Source organism: Ralstonia condita (genome assembly GCF_958405655.1).
GTDB classification, from domain to species: domain Bacteria; phylum Pseudomonadota; class Gammaproteobacteria; order Burkholderiales; family Burkholderiaceae; genus Ralstonia; species Ralstonia condita.
In genome coordinates this window covers 62,208-85,575 of the sequence record NZ_CATYWO010000007.1, presented here as the reverse complement: position 1 = coordinate 85,575, position 23,368 = coordinate 62,208, and the positions used below count along the sequence as shown (strand labels likewise).

Here is a 23,368-nt window from a genome sequence, read left to right as displayed (position 1 = left end):
ACACGCTCGAGCGTCTGCGCGGCAAGGCTGTGCCGGCAGCGTCGAGCCAGGAAGGACACCATGGGCAAGGCGACCGGTTTTCTCGAATTTCCCCGCCAGAACGAGGCATACGAAGCGCCCGAGGCGCGCGTGAAACATTACAAGGAGTTCGTGTTCGCACTCGCGGACAACGAAGCCAAGATCCAGGGCGCACGCTGCATGGACTGCGGCATTCCGTTCTGCAACAACGGCTGTCCAGTCAACAACATCATCCCGGACTTCAACGATCTGGTGTACCGCCAGGATTGGAAGGCCGCGATCGAGGTGCTGCACTCGACCAACAACTTCCCCGAGTTCACGGGGCGCATCTGCCCGGCACCGTGCGAAGCGGCTTGCACGCTGGGCATCAATGAGCTGCCGGTGGGCATCAAGTCGATCGAGCACGCCATCATCGACAAGGCCTGGGAAGAAGGTTGGGTCGAGCCGCAAGTGCCGAAGCACAAGACGGGCAAGACCGTGGCGGTGGTTGGCTCCGGCCCCGCAGGCATGGCCGCCGCGCAGCAGCTGGCACGCGCCGGCCACGACGTGACGCTGTTCGAGAAGAATGACCGCATCGGCGGCCTGCTGCGCTACGGTATCCCCGACTTCAAGCTGGAGAAGGCGCAGATCGACCGCCGCATGCAGCAGATGGAAACGGAGGGCGTGACGTTCCGTACCGGCGTCATCGTGGGCGACAAGACCGTGCCTGCCGGCATCTTCAACGATGCGCGCGAGATGATCTCCGCCGACGACATCCTCAAGCAGTTCGATGCGGTAGTGCTAACAGGCGGTTCGGAAGTGCCGCGCGATCTGCCCGTGCCGGGCCGCGACCTGGACGGCGTGCACTATGCGCTCGAATTCCTGATCCCGCAGAACAAGGAAGTGGCGGGCGACGCCCCCAATCCGATCCGCGCCGACGGCAAGCATGTCATCGTGATCGGCGGCGGCGATACTGGCTCGGACTGCGTCGGCACGTCCAACCGCCACGGCGCGGCATCCGTCACGCAGTTCGAACTGCTGCCGCGTCCGCCCGAAGAAGAGAACAAGCCGCTGGTGTGGCCGTACTGGCCGATCAAGCTGCGCACCTCGTCGTCGCATGACGAAGGCTGCGAGCGCGACTGGTCGGTTGCCACCAAGGCACTCATCGGCGAAAACGGCCGTGTGACCGGCCTGAAGGCCGTGCGCCTGGAGTGGAAGGACGGCAAGATGAGCGAGGTCGAAGGCAGCGAGTTCACGCTCAAGGCCGACCTCGTGTTGCTGGCAATGGGCTTCACCAACCCGGTCGGCGGTCTGCTGGATGCCTTCGGCGTTGCCAAGGATGCGCGCAGCAACGCGCGTGCCTCCACCGAGGGTGACAACGCGTACGCTACCAACGTGCCGAAGGTGTTTGCCGCCGGTGACGCGCGCCGCGGACAATCGCTTGTGGTGTGGGCCATCCGCGAAGGCCGTCAGGCCGCCCGTGCGGTGGACACGTTCCTTATGGGGCATTCGGAACTGCCGCGCTGACCACGCGGCTGACCGCCTGACCCAGGGCCCGCTTCGGCGGGCCTTTTTGCGTTAACGCAGGCACGGAGGCGATCATGCTGCCCCCGAGGCGAGCCTTCATGGTTTACATCGACATGGTTTACATGAGTGCAGGGCGGGTGGGCGGATTTCTAGAATGAAAGCTCCGCCGGATCTCCGCCCACATGCCCTCTCGTCCCTGCAACCCGTCCGAAGATGTGCCTGCCGCCGCGCTCGATCGGCGTCGGCGACGGGCAATGGCATGGCTGGGCGCGTTGCCTGTTGCGCTCGCGCTTCCGGCCCGTGCGGAACTGTTGGGGTATCCGTCGCGGCCGCTGCATCTTGTCGTGCCGGCGGCCGAGGGCGGTGTATTCGACGCGCTGGCCCGGGCGCTGGCAAGCCAGTTGCAGCAGCAACTCGGCCGGCTGACCAGTGTCGATGATCGTCCTGCCGGCAACGGCATGGCGGCCGGCGAAATGGTTGCGCGTGCGCCGTCCGACGGTCACACCTGGCTGCTCCACCAGACCACGTTCGTCACCCAGCCTGCGCTCGAGCCTGCGCCATACGACCCCCTGCGCGATTTTCTGCCCGTGGCCATGGTGGCGACGCTGCCGCTCTTCCTGGCGGTCGACGCCCGGCTGCCTATCGGCTCGGTCGCGGACCTGATTGCCCGTGCGCGCGCCGAACCTGCCAGCGTCAATTGCGGCTCGGAGCCCCTTGGCGCCTGGTCGCATCTGGTTGCCGAACAGTTTGTCCGCGAATACGCGATTCATGCGCCACACGTAACGCTCAAGGGCGAGGCGGGACTCGTTCAGCAAGTGTTGGCGGGACGGATCACCGCATGCTTTGCGGCGTTCCCCAGTCTGTCGATGGGCGCCGCGAGCGGGCAGCTGCGCCTGCTCGGTGTGACGGGCAGCGCGCGTTCGCCATTTGCACCGGACGTGCCGACACTGCGCGAAGCCGGACTCGCCGGATTCGATCGAAGCGCCTGGGTGGGGGTATTCATGCCTGCCCGTACACCCAAACCGCTGTCGGCGCGTGCCTCTGCTGAGTTGCGGGACGCACTCAACGCGAGTGATGTCCGGGCCACGCTCCGTGCCGGCGGGTTCGAGCCGGAATGGGGAGCCTCCGACACATTCGCACAAGCCGTGCGCCGAGACGCTGTCCGCTGGCAGACGCTGGTACACCAGGCCGATCTGCGGCTGAGTCGCGGCGAATAGCCTGTCTTCCAGCGCACTTGCGCAGGGTTTTCGGCCGCCGGCAAGGTGCGATGCCGAGGCGCTGCGCTCAAGCCACACATGCCGTCGGTAAGCAGGGCGTGACTGACGGGCTACGCGGGTTTCCACCTATAATGGCGGGCCGTACCGAACCGGTGCGGCGAGCGAACACAACAAGATGCGGCGTCCATCAAGGCCGCCGATCGAACCGAGCCCTCCGCACCCGAACGCCACCGTGTCCACCCAGACCTCCACCGCCGTTGTCGAACTCGACCAGGTCGATTTCGCCTACCAGCCAGGCGCGCGGCGCATTCTGTCTGGCCTGTGCATGCGCGTGCCCAAGGGCAGCGTGGTCGCCGTCATGGGCGGCTCGGGTTGCGGCAAAACGACGGTTCTGCGGTTGATCGGCGGGCAGGTAGGCGCGGCCGCCGGTACGGTACGCGTGCTCGGGCAGGACATTGGTGCGATGGACAAGCCGGCACTGTATGCCGCGCGCCGCCAGATGGGCATGCTGTTCCAGTTTGGCGCGCTGTTCACCGATATGTCCGTGTTCGACAACGTGGCATTTCCGCTGCGCGAACATACCGGACTGCCCGAAGCGCTGGTCCGCGACCTCGTGCTGATGAAGCTCAATGCCGTCGGCCTGCGCGGTGCACGCGATCTGATGCCCTCGCAGATTTCCGGTGGCATGGCGCGGCGTGTAGCGCTGGCCCGTGCCATTGCGCTGGATCCGTCGCTCATCCTCTACGACGAGCCATTCGCTGGGTTGGATCCGATTTCGCTGGGCCTTACCGCATCGCTCATCCGCAAGCTGAACGATGCGCTGGGTGCGACCAGCATCGTCGTCTCACACGATGTGCAGGAGACGTTTCATATCGCCGACTACGTCTACTTCATTGCCAACGGCGGCGTTGCAGCCGAGGGCACCCCGGCGGAATTGATGGCCTCGACGGACCCATTCGTGCGCCAGTTCGTGCACGGCGAGGCGGACGGCCCCGTGCCGTTCCACTATCCCGGCTCGCCGCTTGCGGACGATTTCGGGCTGGGCAAGAAGGGAGGCGTCCGATGATTGCCTCGATCGGCGCTTTCGTCCGCGATCTCATCGGTCGCCTCGGTTATGCGGCGCGCACGCTGATGGCCCTGCTCGCGGCCTCGGGTGATGTGTTGCGTCGGCCGCGTCTGGTCATCGAGCAGTTGCGCTTCATCGGTAACGATTCGTTCATCATCATCGCCGTATCGGGGCTATTTGTCGGTTTCGTGCTTGGTCTCCAGGGCTATTACACGCTCAACCGGTATGGGTCCGAGCAGGCGCTGGGCCTGCTGGTGGCGCTTTCGCTGGTGCGCGAGCTGGGTCCGGTGGTCACGGCGCTGTTGTTTGCCGGACGGGCCGGGACGTCGCTGACCGCAGAAATCGGTCTGATGAAGGCCGGCGAGCAACTCATCGCCATGGAAATGATGGCGGTCGATCCGCTCGCCCGTGTGCTGGCGCCGCGCTTCTGGGCAGGCTTCATCGCCATGCCCTTGCTGGCAGCGATCTTCAGCGCGGTGGGCATTCTCGGGGGATACTTTGTCGGCGTGGGCCTGATCGGAGTCGATCCCGGCGCCTTCTGGTCGCAGATGCAGGCGGGCGTGGACGTGATGGACGACGTCGTCAATGGCGTCATCAAGAGTGTGGTGTTCGGCGTGGCGGTGACATTCATCGCGCTGTTCCAGGGCTACGAGGCCAAGGCGACGCCAGAGGGTGTGTCTAGGGCAACCACGCGGACGGTGGTGATTGCCTCGCTGGCCGTGCTGGCGCTGGACTTTGTGCTGACGGCGCTGATGTTCAGCTGACGCGCGGCGGATTCAACGAGAAACAACTATGCGTAAGAGCCTCCTCGATTTCTGGGTCGGACTGTTCGTGCTGGCGGGCATCGTGGCCCTGCTGTTTCTGGCGCTCAAGGCCGGGAACATGAGCGCGTTCTCCTTTGCCAAGACGTACCAGGTGAAGGCCTCCTTCGACAACATCGGCGGTTTGAAGGTGCGCGCGCCGGTCAAGAGCGCGGGCGTCGTGGTCGGCCGCGTGTCGAAGATCCTGTTTGACGACAAGACGTATCAGGCGACCATCGTGCTGGACATGGACCAGCGTTATCAGTTTCCTAAAGACAGCTCGGCCAAGATTCTGACGTCTGGCCTGCTGGGCGAGCAGTACGTCGGTATCGAGCCGGGTGGCGACTCGGCCATGCTGGCCGGCGGCAGCAAGATCACCATGACGCAGTCGGCGGTGGTGCTGGAAAACCTGATCAGCCAGTTTCTCTACAGCAAGGCGGCAGATGCCGGCGCGGGCAGCAGCAACGGGAGTGCCGGTGGCGCCAAGCCAGCCGGGGGTAGTGGGAGTCAATAAATCATGAAAACAACACCGTTCCTCCGCGCGCCGCGCGTTGTGCTCCAGGCTGCGCTGGCCGCGATGGCCGGGGCCACGATGCTGCTGGCAGGCTGCGCCACCGGCCCGAACGCCAATCCGGCCGATCCGATCGAGCCGTTCAACCGTGAGGTTTTCCGCATCAACGAAGACTTTGACAAGGGTGTGCTCAAGCCCGTTGCGCAAAAATATGTCGATGTGGTGCCGTCGCCCGCGCGCACGGCCGTGTCGAACTTCTTTTCCAACGCCGGCGACGTCTACTCGGCCGTCAATAACCTGCTGCAATTGAAGGGCACGGCTGCGCTGGAAGACACCATGCGCGTGGCCATCAACACCGTGCTGGGCCTCGGCGGCTTGATCGACATTGCCTCGGATGCCGGCCTGTCCAAACACAAGGAAGACTTCGGCCAGACGCTGGGTGTGTGGGGTGTGCCGGCAGGTCCGTACATTGTCTGGCCGTTGCTGGGCCCGAGCACCGTGCGGGATACCGCGGGCTTCCTCGTCGACTGGCAAATGGATCCGCTCACGTACTTTGACAGCACGGCGACGTATTCCTTGGCCGTGCTGCGGGTGGTCGACGTGCGTGCCAGCCTGCTCGGCGCAAGCAATGTGCTGGAGCAGGGCGCTGTCGACAAATACACCTTCCTGCGCGACGCCTACCTGCAGCGTCGCCGCTACCTGATCTATGACGGCAACCTGCCGGAAGACAGCGACGGGGCCAAGCCCGAAGACGTCGAGGGTGGCAGCGGCACGGTGGCGCCCTCCCGCCGCTTCACGCCCAACTGGCCTAACTGGCCGATCTTCCGGCGCTGATCGGCCACTCGTAACAGTGTTGCCTCAATGGTGACAAGGCGTAAAAGGGAGCGGTGGTTCGCGAACCAGATCGCGCGTGCTCTGTTCTAATTGCCGCCCCCCTATTGCTGCGGTGCCGCCGCATGCAAATCGAGAATCACACAAGAAGGACGCGATATGTTGAAGACTTTCCTCCGCTCCCTGTTTTCGGGCCTTGCGCTGACGGCAGTCATGGCTGCCTCCCCCGTCCATGCCCAGGAAGCTGATGCCCAGAGCACCGTCAAGACGGCGGTGGATGACGTGTTGTCTACCATCAAGGGTGATCCGGACTTGCGCAACGGCAACATGGCCAAGGTCTACCGGCTCGTTGACCAGAAGATCGTCCCGCGCACGGACTTCACTCGCACCACCCGGATCGCCATGGGCCGCTACTGGAACCAGGCGACGCCCGAGCAGCAACAGCAGATCCAGGACGGCTTCAAGACGTTGCTGATCCGCACCTATGCCGGGGCACTCTCGAACGTGAAGAACCAGACGGTCTCGTACAAACCATTCCGTGCCGCAGCGGATGACACCGATGTGGTGGTGCGATCCACGGTCAACAACAACGGCGAGCCGGTAGCGCTGGACTATCGACTGGAGAAGACGCCGGCCGGCTGGAAGGTGTACGACATCAACATCAGCGGCCTGTGGCTGTCCGAGACGTACAAGAACCAGTTTGCTGATGTCATCAGCAAGCGCGGCGGCGTTGGCGGCTTGGTGAGCTTCCTGAACGAACGCAACGCGCAACTCGAGAAGGGGCCGGCAAAATAGGCCGCCTTCCGGTAAAATCCAAAACAGCGGTCAATTTGGCCGCTGTTTCTTTTTTGATGCGACCATGTTGACCTTGTCCGGCCCGCTGACCCACCGTGAAGCGCCGCGCATCCTGCGCGAGGGCGAGGCGCAACTTGGCCAGGCGCAGGCGTCTGGCGCGGCAACCCTGCGCGTTGATTGCGCCGGGCTATCGCAGGTTGATTCCTCGGCGCTTGCGGTGCTGCTGTCGTGGCAGCGCACGGCACAGGCGGCCGGTGTCGCGCTGGATATCGCAGGCGCACCCCGGGCGCTTTCCAATCTTGCCACGCTGTACGGCGTGGAATCCCTGCTGGCGATCGCACCGGCCTCGGCGGACCACCCCCACGCTCGACATTGAGGCGGCGTCCGGTGCGGGGCGATTTCCCTCGCATCGCGATGCCGCGCTCCGGCCGGGGCGCTGCGCGCGCCTGCGGCGACCCTGGCGCGGCGCAGCTAGCCGTGCCGCTGTCTGTTGGTGCAGTTCCCCTATAATTCTGGGTTTGTCGCTCTGCCGACGCCAAGTACGGCGTACCGTTCTGTGGTGATCAAGCCGATCCGCAGGGGTAAGATGCGCAGAGTAGTTCACTTTTTCGGCCATGAAAGCCATCGAAATTGCTGACGTCCGCAAGCGCTACAAGTCGTTGCAAGCGCTCAAGGGCGTGAGCCTCTCAGTTGAGCAGGGCGAGTTTTTCGGTCTGCTCGGTCCCAACGGCGCGGGCAAGACCACGCTGATCTCCATCCTCGCGGGGCTGAATCGCGCCGATTCCGGCAGCGTCCGCGTGCTGGGTCACGACGTTGTTTCCGACTACCGCACCGCCCGCCGCAAGCTCGGCGTGGTGCCCCAGGAGCTGGTATTCGACCCGTTCTTCACGGTGCGCGAGACGTTGCGCCTGCAGTCGGGCTACTTCGGTCTGACCAAGAACGACGACTGGATCGACGAGGTCATGGCCAACCTGGACCTGACCAACAAGGCCGACGCCAACATGCGTGCCCTGTCGGGTGGCATGAAGCGCCGCGTGCTGGTAGCGCAGGCGCTGGTACACCGTCCGCCTGTGATCGTGCTCGATGAGCCGACTGCCGGGGTTGACGTCGAACTGCGCCAGACGCTGTGGAAGTTCATCTCACGCCTGAACCGAGAGGGCCATACCGTCGTGCTCACCACGCACTACCTCGAAGAGGCGGAATCGCTGTGCGACCGCATCGCCATGCTCAAGTTTGGCGAGGTAGTGGCGCTCGATCGCACCGCCAACCTGCTGTCGCAGTTCGCGGGGCTGCAACTGGTGCTGAGCTTTGCCAAGGGCGCGTTGCCGGCGTCGCTCGAAGCGCTGCGCCTGCCGGGCAACCACGGTGAGCGCGGGGTGCGCCTGCGCCTGTCGGGTTATGGCGAGGTGGAGCAGATTCTGTCCACCTGCCGTCTGGCCGGCTGCGAGATCGACGACATGGAAATCGCCAAGGCGGACCTGGAGGACGTGTTCGTGCAGATCATGCGCCGCGAGGGCGGACTCCCCACCGTGCCGCACATGCCCGAGACCGCGCTGGAGCCCGCCGCATGAATACGATTCCTGAGAGCCTGCCGGGCCGCTGGATCGGCTTTCGCACGTTGCTGTATAAGGAGGTGCTGCGCTTCTGGAAGGTGAGCTTCCAGACCGTGGCCGCACCGGTGCTGACCGCGCTGCTGTATCTGCTGATCTTCGGCCACGTGCTGGAAGACCGCGTGAAGGTGTTCGACCAACTGAGCTATACCGCCTTCCTGGTGCCGGGCCTGGTGATGATGAGCGTGCTGCAGAACGCGTTTGCCAACAGTTCGTCGTCGCTCATCCAGTCGAAGATCACCGGCAACCTGGTGTTCATCATGCTGCCGCCGCTGTCGCATTGGGAGATGTTCGGCGCCTACGTGTCTGCTTCCGTGATTCGCGGCTTGGCCGTGGGTACGGGCGTGTTGCTCGTGACGACGTGGTTCGCGCATCTGCATTTCGCGCAGCCGCTGTGGATCATTGTCTTTGCCGTGCTGGGCGCGGCTGTGCTGGGCACACTCGGGCTGATTGCCGGCATCTGGGCGGAAAAGTTCGACCAGCTCGCGGCGTTCCAGAACTTTCTGATCGTGCCGGCCACCTTCCTGGCGGGCGTGTTCTATTCGATCCATTCGCTGCCGCCGTTCTGGCAGGCGGTGTCCCACGCCAACCCGTTCTTCTACATGATCGACGGCTTCCGCTACGGCTTCTTCGGTGTGTCCGATGTGCCGGTGGCGACGAGCCTCGCCGTGATGTTGATCGCGCTGGTCGTGGTGGGGGGGATTGCCCTGCAGATGCTGCGCACGGGCTACAAGCTGCGCCATTGATGCGTCAACAACACCATGAACGACGCACACCCTAACGTTTTCTGGAGAAGGGAAGGCCATGTTGCCCACACCCGAACAAGTCAAGCAGTACATTGAAACCGGCCTGCCGTGCGAGCACCTCGAAGTCGAGGGCGACGGTCAGCACTTCTTTGCCACCATCGTCAGTGCGCAGTTCGAAGGTAAGCGCCTGATCCAGCGCCACCAGCTCGTCTATGCCGCGCTGGGTGAACGGATGCGCGCGGAGATCCACGCGTTGTCCATGAAGACGCTGACGCCGGCGGAGTGGAAGTCCTGATGGCCGAGCTTGATCCCACACCGGTCAATACGCAAACCGATTCCGACCCGGCGCACACAGCGCGCCCCGCACGACGTGACGTCTCGCTCATGGACAAACTGCTGATCGAAGGCAATGGCCCGCTGTCGGGCGAAATTCGCGTGTCTGGCGCCAAGAACGCCGCGCTGCCCATCATGTGCGCTGCGCTGCTGACGCCGGAGCCGCTGGTGCTGCACAACGTGCCCAATCTGCAGGACGTGCGCACGATGCTCAAGCTGCTGCGTCAAATGGGGGTGGAGGGCGCGCTGGACGGCCACCACCTCACGCTTGATGCCGCCTCCATCCACACGCCCGAAGCACCGTACGACCTGGTGAAGACCATGCGCGCATCGATCCTGGTGCTGGGCCCGCTGCTGGCGCGCTTCGGCCACGCCCGGGTGTCGCTGCCGGGAGGCTGCGGCATTGGTGCGCGCCCGGTCGATCAGCACATCAAGGGCCTGCAGCAGATGGGCGCCGAGATCGTCATCGAACACGGCTACATCGAGGCCAGGCTCGCTGATGGCGCCAAGCGTCTGCGCGGTGCGCGCATCGTCACCGACATGGTGACGGTGACCGGCACCGAAAACCTGCTGATGGCCGCCGCGCTCGCCGACGGCGAAACTGTGCTCGAAAACGCCGCACGTGAGCCCGAGGTGACCGACCTGGCGAATCTGCTCGTCAAGATGGGCGCGCGCATCGAGGGTATCGGCACCGACCGCCTGGTGATCCTGGGCGTCGAATCGCTGCGCGGCGCCGAGCACACCGTGATTGCTGATCGCATCGAAGCCGGTACGTTCCTGTGCGCCGTGGCAGCCGCCGGCGGCGACGTGACGCTGCGCGGCGTGCCGCCGGGCATCCTGGATGCCGTGCTCGACAAGCTGCGCGAAGCGGGGGCGACGCTCACCACCGGCGACGACTGGATTCGCATACAGATGACCGGCCGTCCAAAGGCCGTCAGCTTTCGCACCTCGGAATACCCGGCGTTCCCGACCGACATGCAGGCGCAGTTCATGATGCTCAACGCCATTGCGGAAGGCTCTGCGACGGTGACTGAGACCATCTTCGAAAACCGCTTCATGCACGTGCAGGAACTCAACCGCCTGGGCGCCAATATCGTGATCGACGGCAAGACGGCCGTCGTGACGGGCGTCGAGCAGCTTTCCGGCGCGACGGTGATGGCGACCGATCTGCGTGCCTCGGCCAGTCTCGTCATCGCTGGACTGATCGCACAGGGTGAGACGCTGGTCGACCGCATCTATCACCTCGACCGCGGCTACGATCGCATCGAAGACAAGCTGTCCGCCGTTGGCGCCAAGATCCGCCGTATCCAGGGGTAAGCAGGCCATGAACGCATTCCAGTCCGCCTCCAACCAGCTCACGCTGGCACTGTCGAAAGGGCGCATCTTTGAAGAGACGCTGCCGTTGCTGAAGGCTGCCGGCATCGAGGTGACCGAAGATCCGGAAACCTCGCGCAAGCTGATTCTGCCGACCTCTGACCCGGCGTTGCGCGTGATCATCGTGCGCGCTTCGGACGTGCCGACCTACGTGCAATACGGCGCGGCGGACTTCGGCGTGGCCGGCCGCGACGTGCTGATGGAGCACGGCATGGCGGGCCTGTATGCGCCCATCGATCTGAACATCGCCCGCTGCCGCATGTCGGTGGCGGTGCCCAAGGGCTTCGATTACGCCAACGCGGTGCGCCAGGGCGCGCGCCTGTCGGTGGCGACGAAGTATCTGAATACCGCGCGCGAGCACTTCGCCAAGAAGGGCGTGCACGTCGACCTGATCAAGCTGTACGGCTCGATGGAACTGGGCCCGCTGGTGGGCCTGGCCGATGCCATCGTCGACCTGGTCAGTACCGGCAGCACGCTGCGCGCGAACAACCTCGTCGAGGTGGAAGAGATCGTGCAGATCTCATCCCGACTCGTCGTCAACCAGGCCGCGCTCAAGCTGAAGCGCGAGCGGCTGGCGCCGATCCTCGACGCTTTTGAGCGCGCGTCCCGCCAGGGCGAGCGCGTTGGGGAACCCGCATGAGCCTGACCATCCGTAAGCTGGATTCGGCCGAAGCCGGATTCGCGGCGCAACTGCGCCAAGTGCTTGCCTTCGAGGCGAGCGAAGATGAAGCCATCGACCGCGCCGTCGCGCAGATCCTGGCCGACGTCAAGGCGCGCGGCGATGCTGCCGTGCTGGAGGCGACGCGCCGCTTCGACCGCATTGAAGCTGACAGCGTGGCTGCGCTGGAGCTGTCGCCCGCCGTGCTGCAGGCCGCGCTGGATGGCCTGGAGCCCAAGCGCCGCGCCGCGCTGGAGGCCGCCGCCGCCCGGGTGCGCGCCTATCACGAGAAGCAGAAGCTGGAGTGCGGCACGCACAGCTGGGAATACGCGGAAGCCGATGGCACCGTCCTGGGCCAGAAGGTCACGCCGCTCGACCGCGTCGGCATCTATGTGCCGGGCGGCAAGGCGGCATATCCGTCTTCGGTGCTGATGAATGCGATTCCGGCGCGTGTGGCCGGCGTCAAGGAAATCATCATGGTGGTACCGACGCCGGGCGGTGTGCGCAACGAGCTTGTGCTGGCCGCTGCCTGCATCGCCGGGGTGGACCGTGTGTTCACCATTGGCGGTGCGCAGGCCGTGGGCGCGCTGGCCTACGGTACCGAAACCGTCCCCCCGGTCGACAAGATCGTCGGGCCCGGCAATGCCTATGTGGCCGCCGCCAAGCGCCGTGTCTTCGGCACCGTCGGCATCGACATGATCGCGGGACCGTCCGAAATCCTCGTCATCTGCGACGGCACGACCGACCCCGACTGGGTGGCGATGGACTTGTTCTCGCAGGCCGAACATGACGAACTGGCGCAGTCGATCCTGCTCTGCCCGAACGCCGAGTTCATCGCGCAGGTGGAAGCCAGCATCAACCGCCAGCTCGAGGACATGCCCCGCCGGAACGTGATCGCCGAATCCCTGTCGGGCCGCGGCGCGCTCGTCAAGGTACGCGACATGGAAGAGGCGTGCGAGATCGCCAACGACATCGCACCTGAACACCTTGAAATCTCCGCCGAAAACCCGCGCCAGTGGGCCGAGCGGATCCGCCACGCCGGGGCGATCTTCCTGGGCAAGTACACCAGCGAATCACTGGGTGACTACTGCGCGGGTCCCAATCACGTGCTGCCCACCTCGCGTACGGCTCGCTTCTCGTCGCCGCTGGGCGTGTACGACTTCATCAAGCGCTCGAGCCTGATCGAGGTGAGCGAAGCCGGCGCGCAGATGCTTGGCGAAATCGCTGCGGAGCTGGCCTACGGCGAAGGCCTGCAGGCGCATGCCCGCAGTGCTGAATACCGCCTGCAACGCACCGACTCCGAATAACACCAGACGCCTCACGATGACGACCGCCGCTCCTACCCAGCCTCCGCTCGATGACCTGCTGGCCCATATCGTGCGCGACGACATTCGCGCAATGGGCGCGTACCACGTGTCCGACGCGACCGGCATGGTCAAGCTGGACGCAATGGAGAACCCATACCTGCTGCCAGCCATGCTGCGCGAGGCTCTCGGAAAGCGGCTTGCCGACGTCGCGCTCAACCGCTACCCGGTGCCCACCGCCGATGCGCTCAGGGCGCAGCTCAAGCGCGTCATGCACGTGCCGGCCGGCAGCGAGGTTCTGCTGGGCAACGGCTCCGATGAAATCATCAGCTTGATCGCCATCGCTGCCGCCAAGCCGGGCGCGACCGTGCTGGCGCCTGTCCCGGGCTTCGTGATGTACGCGATGTCGGCGCAGTTGATGGGACTGAATTTCATCGGCGTGCCGCTGAAGGCGGATCTGACGCTTGACCGCGAAGCCATGCTTGCCGCCATGGCCCAGCACCAGCCCGCCGTCATCTACCTGGCTTACCCGAACAACCCGACGGGCAACCTGTTCGACGCAGCCGATATGGAGGCCATCGTCCGCGCGGCGCGTGGGCCGGTGTGCCAGAGCCTGGTGGTGGTCGATGAGGCGTATCAGCCGTTCGCGCAGCACAGCTGGATGCCTCGCCTGCCGGATTTCGATCATCTGCTGGTGATGCGGACGGTCTCCAAGCTCGGCTTGGCGGGGATCCGCCTGGGCTACGTGGTCGGCCACCCGAAGTGGATTGCCGAGCTGGACAAGGTGCGTCCGCCGTACAACGTCAACGTGCTGACCGAGGCCACGGCGCAGTTCGTGCTCGAACATGCCGATGTGCTCGACGCCCAGGCAGCGACGCTGCGCGCCGAGCGCGCCCGGTTGATGGCTGCACTTTCCGCGTTGCCGGGTGTTGAAGTCTTCCCCAGCGCCGCCAACTTCGTATTGTTGCGTGTTGCGGATGCTGCAGGGCTGTTCGAGAAGCTGCTCAAGCGGCGGATTCTGATCAAAAACGTCAGTAGAATGCACCCGTTGCTGACCAACTGTCTGCGCGTGACGGTCAGCAGCCCCGAAGAAAACGTGCAATTTCTCGATGCCTTTGCCGCATCGCTGCAGGAAGCCCCATGAGCCGCCGCGCCGAGGTCACTCGCAACACCTCTGAAACGCAGATCCGCGTCGCCCTTGATTTGGACGGCACGGGCAAACAGACGCTGAATACCGGCGTTCCCTTCCTCGACCACATGCTCGACCAGATCGCTCGCCACGGCATGGTCGACCTGGACGTCTCGGCCACCGGCGACACCCATATCGACGACCACCACACCGTGGAAGACGTTGGCATCACGCTGGGCCAGGCCGTCGCCAAAGCCATCGGTGACAAGAAGGGCATCGTGCGCTACGGCCACAGCTACGTGCCGCTGGACGAAGCGCTGTCGCGCGTGGTCATCGATTTCTCCGGCCGTCCGGGCCTGGAGTTCCATGTGCCGTTCACGCGCGCACGCGTCGGCAACTTTGACGTGGACCTGTCCATCGAATTCTTCCGCGGGTTCGTCAACCATGCCGGCGTGACGCTGCATATCGACAACCTGCGCGGCGTCAACGCGCACCACCAGATCGAGACCGTGTTCAAGGCCTTCGGCCGTGCGCTGCGCATGGCGGTCGAGATCGATCCGCGTGCCGGCGGCACGATTCCGTCGACCAAGGGCGCGCTCTGATCCAGCGTATCGGCCTGGCCGAGCGTACCTGACTCCACGACCCGGCCACCGATCCCATGGATCTGACCAAGAGCTTTTTCTCGTTGCTCGCGCTGATCAACCCGATTGGCGCGATCCCTTTCTTCATCAGCTTGACCGAGAGTCAAACCGACGAGGAAAAGCGCCGCACGATCCAGGTTGCATCGATTTCGGTGGCGATCGTGATTGGCCTGTCGGCGCTGCTGGGCGAGCAGATCATCAGCTTTTTCGGGTTTTCGGTGGGTTCGCTCCAGGTGGGCGGCGGGATCATCATGATCATGATCGCGTTGAACATGCTGAACGCCCAGACCAGCCGCACCAAGGCCACGCCCGAGGAAGAAGACGAGGCCGGCGCGAAGGCGAGCATTGCGGTCGTGCCGCTGGCGATACCGCTGCTTACGGGCCCAGGCTCGATCAGCACGGTGATCGTCTATGCGGGCAAGACAAAGCATTGGTGGGAACTGCTGCTCCTGGCGGGCGTGGGAGTGGCGATTGCCGCCGTGGTATGGGTCGTGTTGCGGGCCGCCGAGCCGATCGCCCGGGTGATCGGCCGCACCGGTATCAACGTCGGTACGCGGCTGATGGGTCTGATCCTGGCGGCCCTGGCCGTGGAATTCATTGTTGACGGGCTGAAAACCCTGTTGCCTGTACTTAAGTCATGACTAAGATAGCAATCGTCGATTACGGCATGGGTAATCTGCGCTCGGTGGCGCAGGCCTTGATGGCCGTTGCTCCGGAGGCCGATGTGCGCATCAGCGCGCACGCCGACGAGATTCGTGCCGCCGACCGCGTGGTGCTGCCGGGACAGGGTGCCATGCCAGACTGCATGGCCGCTTTCGACCAGTCGGGCCTGCGCGATGCCGTGCTGGAAGCGTCCCGTGCCAAGCCGATGCTCGGCGTTTGCGTGGGCGAGCAGATGCTGCTCGAGCGCAGCACCGAGGCGCGCCCGGGGCAGCAATACACCGACGGACTCGGCCTGATCAAGGGCGATGTGGTCCGCTTTGAGCTGGAAGGGCAGTTGCAGCCGGATGGTTCGCGGTACAAAGTGCCCCAGATGGGCTGGAACCGTGTACACCAGAGCCGCCCCCACCGGTTGTGGGCAGGCGTGCCGGACGAGAGTTACTTTTATTTCGTGCACAGCTACTATGCACGACCCGCCAACGCCGAGGAATCGGTCGGAGAGACCGAATACGGCGTGCGGTTTACCTGCGCCATTGCCCGGGATAATATTTTTGCAACACAGTTCCACCCGGAAAAAAGTGCGCAGGCCGGTCTGCAGATTTACCGGAATTTCGTGCATTGGAATCCGTGACGCCAGAGGCCGCGTCGCAACCGAACCCGTTTTCCTACCCCTTTATTTTTCCCCCTCAACTCTGTCGTCACGCTTATGTTGCTCATCCCGGCCATCGACCTGAAGGACGGTCAGTGTGTGCGCCTCAAACAAGGCGATATGGATCAAGCCACCGTATTCTCGGAAGACCCTGCAGCGATGGCGCGGCATTGGGTCGAGCAGGGTGCGCGCCGCTTGCACCTTGTCGATCTGAATGGCGCTTTCGCGGGCAAGCCGCGTAACGAGGCGGCTGTAAAGGCCATCCTCGCCGAGGTGGGCGATGAGATTCCCGTGCAACTCGGCGGCGGCATCCGCGATCTGGGCACCATCGAGCGCTGGCTCGACGATGGCTTGTCATACGTAATCATCGGCACGGCGGCGGTCAAGGACCCGGGCTTTCTGCGGGACGCATGCACGGCGTTCGGCGGTCACATCATCGTCGGGCTCGATGCCAAGGACGGCAAGGTGGCGACCGACGGCTGGAGCAAGCTCTCCGGCCACGAAGTCATTGACCTCGCCAAGAAATACGAAGATTACGGCGTCGAGGCGATCATCTATACCGACATCGGCCGAGACGGCATGCTGCAGGGCATCAATATCGATGCCACCGTGAAGCTGGCCCAGTCGGTGTCGATTCCAGTGATCGCCAGCGGCGGGCTGTCCAACCTGAAGGACATCGACCACCTGTGCGCGGTCGAGGAGCATGGCGTCGAAGGCGTCATCTGTGGCCGTGCCATCTACTCAGGCGACCTGAACTTCAAGGAAGCGCAAGCCCTCGCGGACAAACTTGGCGCCGCTTGAGCGCGCCCAACGGGTGCCGCGAGGCACCCCTAATCATGCTAGCCAAACGAATCATCCCTTGCCTGGACGTGACCAACGGCCGGGTGGTCAAGGGCGTCAACTTCGTCGAACTACGCGACGCGGGCGACCCCGTTGAAATCGCACGCCGCTACGACGAGCAAGGTGCGGACGAGATCACTTTTCTCGACATCACGGCCACGTCCGATGGGCGCGACCTGATCCTGCACATCATCGAGGCGGTGGCGTCGCAGGTGTTCATTCCGCTGACCGTGGGCGGCGGCGTGCGTGCGCTGGAAGACGTGCGCCGGCTGCTCAACGCGGGCGCGGACAAGATCAGCATGAACTCGTCTGCGGTGGCGAATCCGCAACTGGTGTCCGACGCCAGCGCCCGCCACGGAGCGCAGTGCATCGTCGTGGCCATCGATGCGAAAAAGGTCTCCGCCGAGGGTGAGGTGCCGCGCTGGGAAGTTTTCACGCACGGTGGCCGCAAGGGCACGGGTCTGGACGCCGTGGCCTGGGCGCGCGAGATGGCGCAGCGCGGCGCCGGCGAAATCCTGCTCACGAGCATGGACCGCGACGGCACCAAGGCAGGTTTCGACCTCGAACTCACGCGTGCGGTGTCCGACGCGGTGCCGGTGCCGGTCATCGCCTCGGGCGGCGTCGGCAACCTGCAGCACCTTGCCGATGGCATCAAGCTCGGCCACGCCGATGCCGTGCTCGCGGCCAGCATCTTCCACTACGGCGAATACACCGTCGGCCAGGCCAAGCAGTTCATGGCCGGGCAAGGCATCCCGGTACGGATCTGATCATGACCAAGAAGTGGCTCAACAAGGTCCGCTGGGACGACCACGGCCTCGTGCCGGTGATCGTGCAGGAGCAGGGCAGCAACGACGTGCTGATGTTCGCGTTCATGAACCGCGAGGCGCTGCAGAAGACCGTGGAATCCGGCGAGGCCGTGTTCTGGTCACGCTCGCGCAAGCGCCTGTGGCACAAGGGCGAGGAGTCCGGCCACATCCAGAAGGTGCACGAAATCCGTCTGGACTGCGACGAAGACGTGGTCTTGCTCCGCGTCACACAAGTCGGCGGCATCGCCTGTCATACTGGCCGCCACGCATGCTTTTTCCAAAAGTTCGAGGGCACGGTGGAAGACGGCGATTGGCACACCGTCGAGCCCGTGCTCAAGAATCCTGACGACATCTACGCCGGTAAGCCCGGCCACAACCATGAGTGACACCCTGCGCCGTCTGGGCGAGGTGCTTGAATCCCGCAAGCTCGCCAACGGCGGCGACCCGGAAAAGAGCTACATTGCCCGCCTGTTCAACAAGGGCGACGACGCCATCCTCAAGAAGATCGGCGAAGAAGCGACCGAGACGGTCATGGCCGCCAAGGACGCCCGCGCCGCCGGCATGACCGATGCGTCGCGTAGCAAGGTGGTCTACGAGGTGGCCGATCTCTGGTTTCACACGATGGTGCTGCTGTCGCACTTCGATCTGACGCCTGATGACGTGGTCAACGAGCTGGCGCGCCGCGAAGGGCTTTCGGGGCTGGAAGAGAAGGCGTTACGCAAGTCGCAGGCACGCGACGCAGCAGGCGACTGACTACGGTGGCACATCGTCGCAGGGAGGCAGCGTGGAGAAATACGGAGCAGCCGTTGTGGTAACGGACGAAGCCGAACGCCTGGCCGGGCTGCGGCGGTTGACGCATATTCTGTATGCCCTGTACGCCATTTTCTGGCTCACGGGTGGCATCACCGCGTTGATCGCCATCATCGTCGACTACGTCAAGCGCGACGATGTGCGCGGCACACTGTATGAATCGCACTTCCGTTGGCAGATCCGGTCCTTCTGGTGGTGCGTGCTCTGGGGTGTCGTGGGGGTATTGCTGATCCCTCTGGCCTTCATTGGCTTTGCTGTGCTGTGGGCTCTGGGCATCTGGATGCTGTATCGTATTGTGAAAGGTTGGCTGTATCTGAATGACAGCAAACCGATGTACGCGAATCAGTAAAATTAACCAATCAATGGCGCCGCCACGGTTGCAGCGCCGATCGCCGTAATTACGTGGGAGTAGGACATGGGTTCCTTTAGCATTTGGCACTGGCTGATTGTGCTGGTGATCATCATGATGGTGTTCGGCACGAAGAAGCTGCGCAACATCGGTTCGGACCTTGGCAGCGCCGTGAAGGGTTTCAAGGAAGGCATGCGCGAAGGGTCGGAAGACAAGCCGGCAGCCCCGCAGCAGACCGCCAGCCAGCCGCCGCGCGAACTGCATGACGCGACGACGATCGACGTCGAAGCGCGCGACAAGTCCAAGCAGGGCTGAGCCGCGGCCGCTGAAAGATGATTGATCTCGGCATCTCCAAGCTCGCGCTGATCGGCGCGGTGGCGCTGGTCGTCATCGGACCGGAGCGCCTGCCCAAGGTAGCGCGTACGGCTGGCGCGCTGCTCGGCCGCGCGCAACGCTACATCGCCGACGTCAAGGCCGAGGTCAGCCGCGAAATCGAGCTCGAAGAGCTGCGCAAGATGCGCACCGAATTCGAGGAGGCCGCACGCAATGTCGAGCAGACCATCCACCAGGAGGTCAGCAAGCACACGTCGGAGATCAACGAACGCCTGAACGAGGCGCTCGGCGATCCGGCGCAGCGTGAAACCGCCACAGCCGCGCCCGATTGGCAGCCAGCGCCCAGCCGGTCTCGCAACGGCCGCAACAGCTGGCGCAACAAGCAGCTGTCGATGCCCAAGTGGTACCGGCAGAAGCAGGGCGTTCGTATGTGGGCTCAGTCCGGTGCGGCACGCGTCAGGCGCCATCGCCCGCCCATCATTGCCGCGCAGTCGCGCGCGCGCTCTTTCTTCGAATGATTTTCGGGTGCCCAATTCGCGGCGCCCTGACCGCATCCCCTTCCAGTTGACATGAGTGCCGCTCCGCTCGATCCACAATCGCCCGAGGACGGCGCGCAGGAAACCTTCATCTCGCATCTGGTCGAGTTGCGCGAGCGCATCGTCAAAGCCGGTGCAGGCGTACTGCTGATCTTCCTCGGCCTGGTCTACTGGGCCCCCGACATCTTCAATCTGTTTTCCCGGCCGCTCATCCAGGCGTTGCCGAAGAACGGCCACATGATCGTGACGGACGTCACGGGCTCGTTCTTCGTGCCGATGAAGGTGACGCTGCTGGCTGCATTCCTGATTGCGCTGCCATGGGTGCTGTACCAGATCTGGCGCTTCGTGGCGCCTGGCCTCTATACGCATGAGAAGCGGATGATTCTTCCGCTGGTGGTGAGCAGTTATCTGCTCTTCCTGTGCGGCGTGGCGTTTGCCTATTTCCTCGTTTTCCCGACCGTGTTCAAGGTCATGGCGCACTACAACGCGCCCCTGGGCGCAGAGATGTCGACTGACATCGACAAGTACCTCAGCTTCGCCATGACTACCTTCCTGGCCTTCGGCATCACGTTCGAGGTGCCGGTGGTGGTCATGGTGCTGGTGCGCTTTGGCATCGTCAGCCTGGAGAAGCTGCGCCAGGTGCGGCCGTATGTCGTGGTGGGTGCGTTTGTGATTGCCGCGGTCGTCACGCCGCCGGATGTGATGTCGCAATTGCTGTTGGCGGTGCCGCTATGGTTGCTGTATGAGGTGGGGCTGATCCTGGCTGCGGTCTTTCTGCGCAAGACGACTGCGCCCGACTCCAACCCGGATCAACTCCCCGTGGTGAAGGACTGATCCTCCTCTCGCCCGAAAGAAAAGGCAGCCGAGGCTGCCTTTTTCATTGCGACGCGGGGGGGGGGGCCTTACGCCGCGTACAACCAGAACTGCTCGCGGGGAAAGGTCAGCGCGTACTGACCATCGGACGGGGCGCTGCTGGCGTAGGCCCGCAGGCCAGTGCCGGCGGCACCGCCGGAGCGGAACAGGCATTCCCAGCGGTCGCCCAGATACATGCGGGTGGCCAGCGGCAGGTGGATGGTGTTGTCGGCATTGTCCAGACCGACGCGTACCTGCTCCAGACGGATCACGCCATGGGCCGCCGCGCCCGGCTTCAGATCGCCGCGCGCCACACCCCACAGCGACCAGCCGCCCGTCTCATCCACCAGGCGGGCCATGCCGTCACGCACTTCGGCGATCTTGCCGTTGATCCGGTTGTTGCTGCCCATGAACTCGGCGGTGAAGAGGGTTCGGGGCGCCCCGTACATCTCTTCCGGCGTGCCTTGCTGTTCGATGACCCCGTTGTTGAGCAGCAGGATGCGATCGGACATGGCCATCGCTTCGCTCTGGTCGTGCGTGACCATCAGGGCCGAAAGGCCCAGGCGGACGATCAGCTCACGCAGGAAGGCGCGGGCTTCTTCGCGCAGTTTGGCGTCGAGGTTCGAGAGCGGCTCATCGAGCAGGATCACGGGCGGGTTGTAGACCAGCGCACGGGCGATGGCCACGCGCTGCTGCTGGCCACCGGAGAGCTGGCTCGGGAAACGCTCGCCCAGATGGCCGAGGCCCAGTTGCTGCAGTACCGCCTGCACGCGTTCCTTGATCTGCGCGGCAGGCGTCTTGCGCAGCTTGAGCGGGTAGGCGACGTTCTCGGCCACGGTCTTGTGCGGCCACAAGGCGTAGGACTGGAACACCAGGCCCAGGTTGCGCCCTTCGGCCGGCACGTCGAGCTTCTTGGCGCCGTCGAACATGACCCGATCGCCGATCTTGACGGAGCCCTGGCTTGCCTGTTCGAGGCCGGCGACAGCACGCAGCAGCGTCGTCTTGCCCGAACCAGATGGGCCCAGCAGCGAGACCACCTCGCCCTTCTGCAGCTGCATCGAGACACCCTTGAGCACCGGGTTGTTACCGTATTGCAGGTGCAGGTCGTTGACAGTGAGTTCAATCATGGAGCTTCACTCCGAAACGCAGTGCGATGCTGAGGCCGACGGCCACCAGCACGATATTGACGAAGGACAGCGCGGCAACGATATCGATGGCGCCGCCCGCCCACAGGGAAACCAGCATCGAGCCAATCGTCTCGGTGCCCGGCGACAGCAAATACACACCGGTCGAGTACTCGCGCTCGAAAATCAGGAAGACCAGCAGCCATGCGCCGAGCAGGCCGTAGCGCGTGAGCGGTACGGTCACATCGCGCGTGGTACGGGCGCGGCTGGCACCGACCGATCGTGCGGCCTCTTCCAGTTCAGGACCGACCTGCAGTAACGCGGCCGAGATCAGGCGCAGTCCATAGGCCATCCATACCACCGTGTAGGCGATCCACACGCTGAAGATCGTGCTGCGCAAATCGCGCAGGCTGGGTACGACGTTTTCGATGATCCAGTTGGCGAAGGGCAGGCCGCTGTCGGTCAGGCCGGTCTCGACCCAGTTCGGTACGAACAGGAACACCCACAGGAAGGCCAGGCCAGCCAGCAGACCCGGGATCGCGCGCGGCACCAGCACGCTGTAATCGAGGAAGCGCGTCCAGCCATCGGGCTTGCGGTGCATCGCCAGGCCGATGAACGTATAGCAGGCCACTGCGATGGCGCCGCCAATGACGCCGATCAGCACCGTGTTGACGATGGCGCGCAGGAACTGCGGCTGCTCGAAGATCTGCTGGAACGCCGCGGTGGAGAAGGCTTCGACCAGCGACACGCCTTCACCCCAGTTCGACACGAAGGCGCGCAGCGCGATACCCGAGAGCGGCACCACGACCGTCACGAAGAACCACAGCACGACCACTGCCCATGCGGGCCAGCGCCATGTGCCCAGGGGCAGGGGGCGGCTACGCGTGACCTTGCCCTTGACGGTGACAAAGCGGTTGGCCGACTTCAGCATGTAGCGTTGCAGCAGCACCAGCGGGAACGTCACCATCACGAGGCAGACCGCCACGGCCGCCATCAGGTGATAGGCCGGCGTGCCGAGCTTGTTTGTCAGCTTGTATAGATACGTTGCCAGCACCAGGTGACCTTCCGGATCGCCCAGCACGAGCACCAGGCCGAACACCTCGAAGCCCAGGAACGTCACCAGCACGGCTGCGTACAGCAAGGCAGGGCGCACCATCGGCAGGCTCACGTTCAGCGCCACCGACAGCGGCGATGCCCCCGCGATCCGCGCGGCTTCTTCCACATCCGAACCCAGGCTGCGCAGCGCCGACGAGACATACAGATACACGTGCGGCACGTGCGTCAGGCCGGCAATGATGATGATGCTGGTGAACGAATACACGTTCCAAGGCGCACCGCCAAACAGGCTCTTGAACCACACGGTGTAGAAGCCCACCGGTCCGGCGGACACCACGTAGCCGAACGCCAGTACCATGGGCGAGACGAACACCGGAATCATCAGCAACGGTTCGAGAATGCGGCGGCCCGGCAGGTCCGAGCGCACCATCAGGAACGCAAGGATGCCGCCCAGCGGTACCGAGATCGCGGCCAGGCCGAACGCCAGCGCGGCGGATTTCTCGCAGGCTTGCCAGAAATCCGAATCGGTAAAGATGAAGCGATACGCATCGAGCCCCGCCAGCGCGTCGGGCATGAAGAACGGCGCGGACAGAAAGCTCTGGTAGAAGATCAGCGCCAGCGGCGTGAAAATCGCCAGCGCGGTAAGCAGGATGACCACGCCGCGCGGCAATACCTGTCCCACACGCGTCCAGGGCGAGCGCTTGAGGGGGGCTTGCGAAGCGGCGGCACGGTCTTGCGCTAGGGAACGCATGGTGCCTCCAGGAGGGGCCAGCGCCGGAATCAGGCGGCGCTGGCCGGTCGGTCAGATGAGAGG

28 protein-coding genes are annotated in these 23,368 nt (G+C 64.3%); 26 read left to right on the top strand and 2 right to left on the bottom strand.

Annotation, left to right across the window (positions count from 1 at the left end):
- Positions 1-60 precede the first annotated feature (60 nt).
- The 26 genes from R2N03_RS18435 (at position 61) to tatC (ending at position 20,356) form a co-directional block, all read left to right on the top strand.
- Positions 61-1,524 (top strand): glutamate synthase subunit beta, encoded by a 1,464-nt coding sequence (locus R2N03_RS18435; protein ID WP_316659297.1) that lies wholly within the window; start codon positions 61-63, stop codon positions 1,522-1,524.
- A 182-nt stretch (positions 1,525-1,706) separates the two neighbouring features.
- Positions 1,707-2,741 carry a Bug family tripartite tricarboxylate transporter substrate binding protein gene (locus R2N03_RS18430; protein ID WP_316659296.1) on the top strand — a complete coding sequence of 345 codons (1,035 nt, stop codon included), beginning with the start codon at positions 1,707-1,709 and terminating at the stop codon, positions 2,739-2,741.
- Between the two features lie 232 nt (positions 2,742-2,973).
- A complete protein-coding gene (locus R2N03_RS18425; protein ID WP_316659295.1) occupies positions 2,974-3,807 on the top strand; it encodes an ABC transporter ATP-binding protein in 834 nt (277 codons plus the stop codon).
- Positions 3,804-4,571: a lipid asymmetry maintenance ABC transporter permease subunit MlaE gene (gene mlaE, locus R2N03_RS18420; RefSeq protein ID WP_316659294.1), complete on the top strand. Its 768-nt coding sequence runs from the start codon at positions 3,804-3,806 to the stop codon at positions 4,569-4,571. Before R2N03_RS18425 ends, mlaE begins: the two co-directional genes overlap by 4 nt.
- 28 nt (positions 4,572-4,599) lie before the next feature.
- Complete coding sequence (gene mlaD / locus R2N03_RS18415) at positions 4,600-5,121, top strand: outer membrane lipid asymmetry maintenance protein MlaD (protein WP_316659293.1); 522 nt, start codon at positions 4,600-4,602, stop codon at positions 5,119-5,121.
- 3 nt (positions 5,122-5,124) lie between these two features.
- Positions 5,125-5,952 (top strand): MlaA family lipoprotein, encoded by an 828-nt coding sequence (locus tag R2N03_RS18410; protein WP_316659292.1) that lies wholly within the window; start codon positions 5,125-5,127, stop codon positions 5,950-5,952.
- Between the two features lie 156 nt (positions 5,953-6,108).
- The gene (locus R2N03_RS18405) at positions 6,109-6,744 is read left to right on the top strand and encodes an MlaC/ttg2D family ABC transporter substrate-binding protein (RefSeq protein ID WP_316659291.1); all 636 of its coding nucleotides are present in this window, start codon (positions 6,109-6,111) and stop codon (positions 6,742-6,744) included.
- A gap of 64 nt (positions 6,745-6,808) precedes the next feature.
- Complete coding sequence (locus R2N03_RS18400) at positions 6,809-7,120, top strand: STAS domain-containing protein (protein ID WP_316659290.1); 312 nt, start codon at positions 6,809-6,811, stop codon at positions 7,118-7,120.
- Between the two features lie 238 nt (positions 7,121-7,358).
- The gene (locus R2N03_RS18395; protein WP_316659288.1) at positions 7,359-8,315 is read left to right on the top strand and encodes an ABC transporter ATP-binding protein; all 957 of its coding nucleotides are present in this window, start codon (positions 7,359-7,361) and stop codon (positions 8,313-8,315) included.
- Positions 8,312-9,100, top strand: coding sequence for an ABC transporter permease (locus R2N03_RS18390; protein WP_316659287.1), 789 nt, complete (start codon positions 8,312-8,314; stop codon positions 9,098-9,100). The genes R2N03_RS18395 and R2N03_RS18390 overlap by 4 nt, the downstream gene beginning before the upstream one ends.
- 58 nt (positions 9,101-9,158) lie before the next feature.
- Positions 9,159-9,395 carry a BolA family protein gene (locus tag R2N03_RS18385; protein WP_316659286.1) on the top strand — a complete coding sequence of 79 codons (237 nt, stop codon included), beginning with the start codon at positions 9,159-9,161 and terminating at the stop codon, positions 9,393-9,395.
- 89 nt (positions 9,396-9,484) lie between these two features.
- Complete coding sequence (gene murA / locus R2N03_RS18380; protein ID WP_316659375.1) at positions 9,485-10,750, top strand: UDP-N-acetylglucosamine 1-carboxyvinyltransferase; 1,266 nt, start codon at positions 9,485-9,487, stop codon at positions 10,748-10,750.
- A 7-nt stretch (positions 10,751-10,757) separates the two neighbouring features.
- A complete protein-coding gene (gene hisG, locus R2N03_RS18375; protein WP_316659284.1) occupies positions 10,758-11,447 on the top strand; it encodes an ATP phosphoribosyltransferase in 690 nt (229 codons plus the stop codon).
- Positions 11,444-12,772 carry a histidinol dehydrogenase gene (hisD, locus tag R2N03_RS18370; protein ID WP_316659283.1) on the top strand — a complete coding sequence of 443 codons (1,329 nt, stop codon included), beginning with the start codon at positions 11,444-11,446 and terminating at the stop codon, positions 12,770-12,772. The genes hisG and hisD overlap by 4 nt, the downstream gene beginning before the upstream one ends.
- A gap of 16 nt (positions 12,773-12,788) precedes the next feature.
- On the top strand, positions 12,789-13,913 hold the full coding sequence (gene hisC, locus R2N03_RS18365) for a histidinol-phosphate transaminase (RefSeq protein WP_316659282.1): 1,125 nt from the start codon (positions 12,789-12,791) through the stop codon (positions 13,911-13,913).
- Positions 13,910-14,500: an imidazoleglycerol-phosphate dehydratase HisB gene (gene hisB / locus R2N03_RS18360; protein ID WP_316659280.1), complete on the top strand. Its 591-nt coding sequence runs from the start codon at positions 13,910-13,912 to the stop codon at positions 14,498-14,500. The genes hisC and hisB overlap by 4 nt, the downstream gene beginning before the upstream one ends.
- A gap of 56 nt (positions 14,501-14,556) precedes the next feature.
- On the top strand, positions 14,557-15,180 hold the full coding sequence (locus R2N03_RS18355) for a MarC family protein (protein ID WP_316659279.1): 624 nt from the start codon (positions 14,557-14,559) through the stop codon (positions 15,178-15,180).
- Positions 15,177-15,830, top strand: coding sequence for an imidazole glycerol phosphate synthase subunit HisH (hisH, locus tag R2N03_RS18350; RefSeq protein ID WP_316659278.1), 654 nt, complete (start codon positions 15,177-15,179; stop codon positions 15,828-15,830). Before R2N03_RS18355 ends, hisH begins: the two co-directional genes overlap by 4 nt.
- Positions 15,831-15,905: 75 nt before the next feature.
- Positions 15,906-16,649, top strand: a complete 744-nt coding sequence (gene hisA / locus R2N03_RS18345) for a 1-(5-phosphoribosyl)-5-[(5-phosphoribosylamino)methylideneamino]imidazole-4-carboxamide isomerase (protein WP_316659277.1) — start codon at positions 15,906-15,908, stop codon at positions 16,647-16,649.
- 35 nt (positions 16,650-16,684) lie between these two features.
- Positions 16,685-17,455 (top strand): imidazole glycerol phosphate synthase subunit HisF, encoded by a 771-nt coding sequence (gene hisF / locus R2N03_RS18340; RefSeq protein ID WP_316659275.1) that lies wholly within the window; start codon positions 16,685-16,687, stop codon positions 17,453-17,455.
- Positions 17,456-17,457: 2 nt separating this feature from the next.
- Positions 17,458-17,880, top strand: a complete 423-nt coding sequence (gene hisI / locus R2N03_RS18335) for a phosphoribosyl-AMP cyclohydrolase (protein ID WP_316659274.1) — start codon at positions 17,458-17,460, stop codon at positions 17,878-17,880.
- The gene (locus R2N03_RS18330) at positions 17,873-18,247 is read left to right on the top strand and encodes a phosphoribosyl-ATP diphosphatase (protein WP_316659273.1); all 375 of its coding nucleotides are present in this window, start codon (positions 17,873-17,875) and stop codon (positions 18,245-18,247) included. Before hisI ends, R2N03_RS18330 begins: the two co-directional genes overlap by 8 nt.
- A gap of 31 nt (positions 18,248-18,278) precedes the next feature.
- Positions 18,279-18,653, top strand: a complete 375-nt coding sequence (locus R2N03_RS18325; protein ID WP_316659272.1) for a DUF4870 family protein — start codon at positions 18,279-18,281, stop codon at positions 18,651-18,653.
- Positions 18,654-18,719: 66 nt separating this feature from the next.
- Positions 18,720-18,968 (top strand): Sec-independent protein translocase subunit TatA, encoded by a 249-nt coding sequence (gene tatA / locus R2N03_RS18320; protein WP_316659271.1) that lies wholly within the window; start codon positions 18,720-18,722, stop codon positions 18,966-18,968.
- 17 nt (positions 18,969-18,985) lie between these two features.
- Positions 18,986-19,504, top strand: a complete 519-nt coding sequence (gene tatB / locus R2N03_RS18315) for a Sec-independent protein translocase protein TatB (protein WP_316659270.1) — start codon at positions 18,986-18,988, stop codon at positions 19,502-19,504.
- Positions 19,505-19,555: 51 nt separating this feature from the next.
- Entirely contained in the window at positions 19,556-20,356 is an 801-nt protein-coding gene (gene tatC / locus R2N03_RS18310) for a twin-arginine translocase subunit TatC (RefSeq protein WP_316659269.1), read from the top strand.
- Positions 20,357-20,424: 68 nt separating this feature from the next.
- On the opposite strand, the gene R2N03_RS18305 is transcribed toward tatC, so the two are convergent.
- Together R2N03_RS18305 and R2N03_RS18300 are read right to left on the bottom strand one after the other, a co-directional pair.
- Positions 20,425-21,501: an ABC transporter ATP-binding protein gene (locus R2N03_RS18305; protein WP_316659267.1), complete on the bottom strand. Its 1,077-nt coding sequence runs from the start codon at positions 21,499-21,501 to the stop codon at positions 20,425-20,427.
- Positions 21,494-23,305 (bottom strand): ABC transporter permease, encoded by a 1,812-nt coding sequence (locus R2N03_RS18300; protein WP_316659266.1) that lies wholly within the window; start codon positions 23,303-23,305, stop codon positions 21,494-21,496. The genes R2N03_RS18305 and R2N03_RS18300 overlap by 8 nt, the downstream gene beginning before the upstream one ends.
- Positions 23,306-23,368: the final 63 nt, after the last annotated feature.

Excerpts from the sequence above, each read along its gene's own strand:
- R2N03_RS18435 (WP_316659297.1), top strand. The coding sequence starts at position 61 with ATGGGCAAGGCGACCGGTTTTCTCGAATTTCCCCGCCAGAACGAGGCA.
- R2N03_RS18430 (WP_316659296.1), top strand. The coding sequence starts at position 1,707 with ATGCCCTCTCGTCCCTGCAACCCGTCCGAAGATGTGCCTGCCGCCGCG.
- mlaE (WP_316659294.1), top strand. The coding sequence starts at position 3,804 with ATGATTGCCTCGATCGGCGCTTTCGTCCGCGATCTCATCGGTCGCCTC.
- mlaD (WP_316659293.1), top strand. The coding sequence starts at position 4,600 with ATGCGTAAGAGCCTCCTCGATTTCTGGGTCGGACTGTTCGTGCTGGCG.
- R2N03_RS18410 (WP_316659292.1), top strand. The coding sequence starts at position 5,125 with ATGAAAACAACACCGTTCCTCCGCGCGCCGCGCGTTGTGCTCCAGGCT.
- R2N03_RS18405 (WP_316659291.1), top strand. The coding sequence starts at position 6,109 with ATGTTGAAGACTTTCCTCCGCTCCCTGTTTTCGGGCCTTGCGCTGACG.
- R2N03_RS18400 (WP_316659290.1), top strand. The coding sequence starts at position 6,809 with ATGTTGACCTTGTCCGGCCCGCTGACCCACCGTGAAGCGCCGCGCATC.
- R2N03_RS18395 (WP_316659288.1), top strand. The coding sequence starts at position 7,359 with ATGAAAGCCATCGAAATTGCTGACGTCCGCAAGCGCTACAAGTCGTTG.
- R2N03_RS18390 (WP_316659287.1), top strand. The coding sequence starts at position 8,312 with ATGAATACGATTCCTGAGAGCCTGCCGGGCCGCTGGATCGGCTTTCGC.
- R2N03_RS18385 (WP_316659286.1), top strand. The coding sequence starts at position 9,159 with ATGTTGCCCACACCCGAACAAGTCAAGCAGTACATTGAAACCGGCCTG.
- murA (WP_316659375.1), top strand. The coding sequence starts at position 9,485 with ATGGACAAACTGCTGATCGAAGGCAATGGCCCGCTGTCGGGCGAAATT.
- hisG (WP_316659284.1), top strand. The coding sequence starts at position 10,758 with ATGAACGCATTCCAGTCCGCCTCCAACCAGCTCACGCTGGCACTGTCG.
- hisD (WP_316659283.1), top strand. The coding sequence starts at position 11,444 with ATGAGCCTGACCATCCGTAAGCTGGATTCGGCCGAAGCCGGATTCGCG.
- hisC (WP_316659282.1), top strand. The coding sequence starts at position 12,789 with ATGACGACCGCCGCTCCTACCCAGCCTCCGCTCGATGACCTGCTGGCC.
- hisB (WP_316659280.1), top strand. The coding sequence starts at position 13,910 with ATGAGCCGCCGCGCCGAGGTCACTCGCAACACCTCTGAAACGCAGATC.
- R2N03_RS18355 (WP_316659279.1), top strand. The coding sequence starts at position 14,557 with ATGGATCTGACCAAGAGCTTTTTCTCGTTGCTCGCGCTGATCAACCCG.
- hisH (WP_316659278.1), top strand. The coding sequence starts at position 15,177 with ATGACTAAGATAGCAATCGTCGATTACGGCATGGGTAATCTGCGCTCG.
- hisA (WP_316659277.1), top strand. The coding sequence starts at position 15,906 with ATGTTGCTCATCCCGGCCATCGACCTGAAGGACGGTCAGTGTGTGCGC.
- hisF (WP_316659275.1), top strand. The coding sequence starts at position 16,685 with ATGCTAGCCAAACGAATCATCCCTTGCCTGGACGTGACCAACGGCCGG.
- hisI (WP_316659274.1), top strand. The coding sequence starts at position 17,458 with ATGACCAAGAAGTGGCTCAACAAGGTCCGCTGGGACGACCACGGCCTC.
- R2N03_RS18330 (WP_316659273.1), top strand. The coding sequence starts at position 17,873 with ATGAGTGACACCCTGCGCCGTCTGGGCGAGGTGCTTGAATCCCGCAAG.
- tatA (WP_316659271.1), top strand. The coding sequence starts at position 18,720 with ATGGGTTCCTTTAGCATTTGGCACTGGCTGATTGTGCTGGTGATCATC.
- tatB (WP_316659270.1), top strand. The coding sequence starts at position 18,986 with ATGATTGATCTCGGCATCTCCAAGCTCGCGCTGATCGGCGCGGTGGCG.
- tatC (WP_316659269.1), top strand. The coding sequence starts at position 19,556 with ATGAGTGCCGCTCCGCTCGATCCACAATCGCCCGAGGACGGCGCGCAG.
- R2N03_RS18305 (WP_316659267.1), bottom strand. The coding sequence starts at position 21,501 with ATGATTGAACTCACTGTCAACGACCTGCACCTGCAATACGGTAACAAC.
- R2N03_RS18300 (WP_316659266.1), bottom strand. The coding sequence starts at position 23,305 with ATGCGTTCCCTAGCGCAAGACCGTGCCGCCGCTTCGCAAGCCCCCCTC.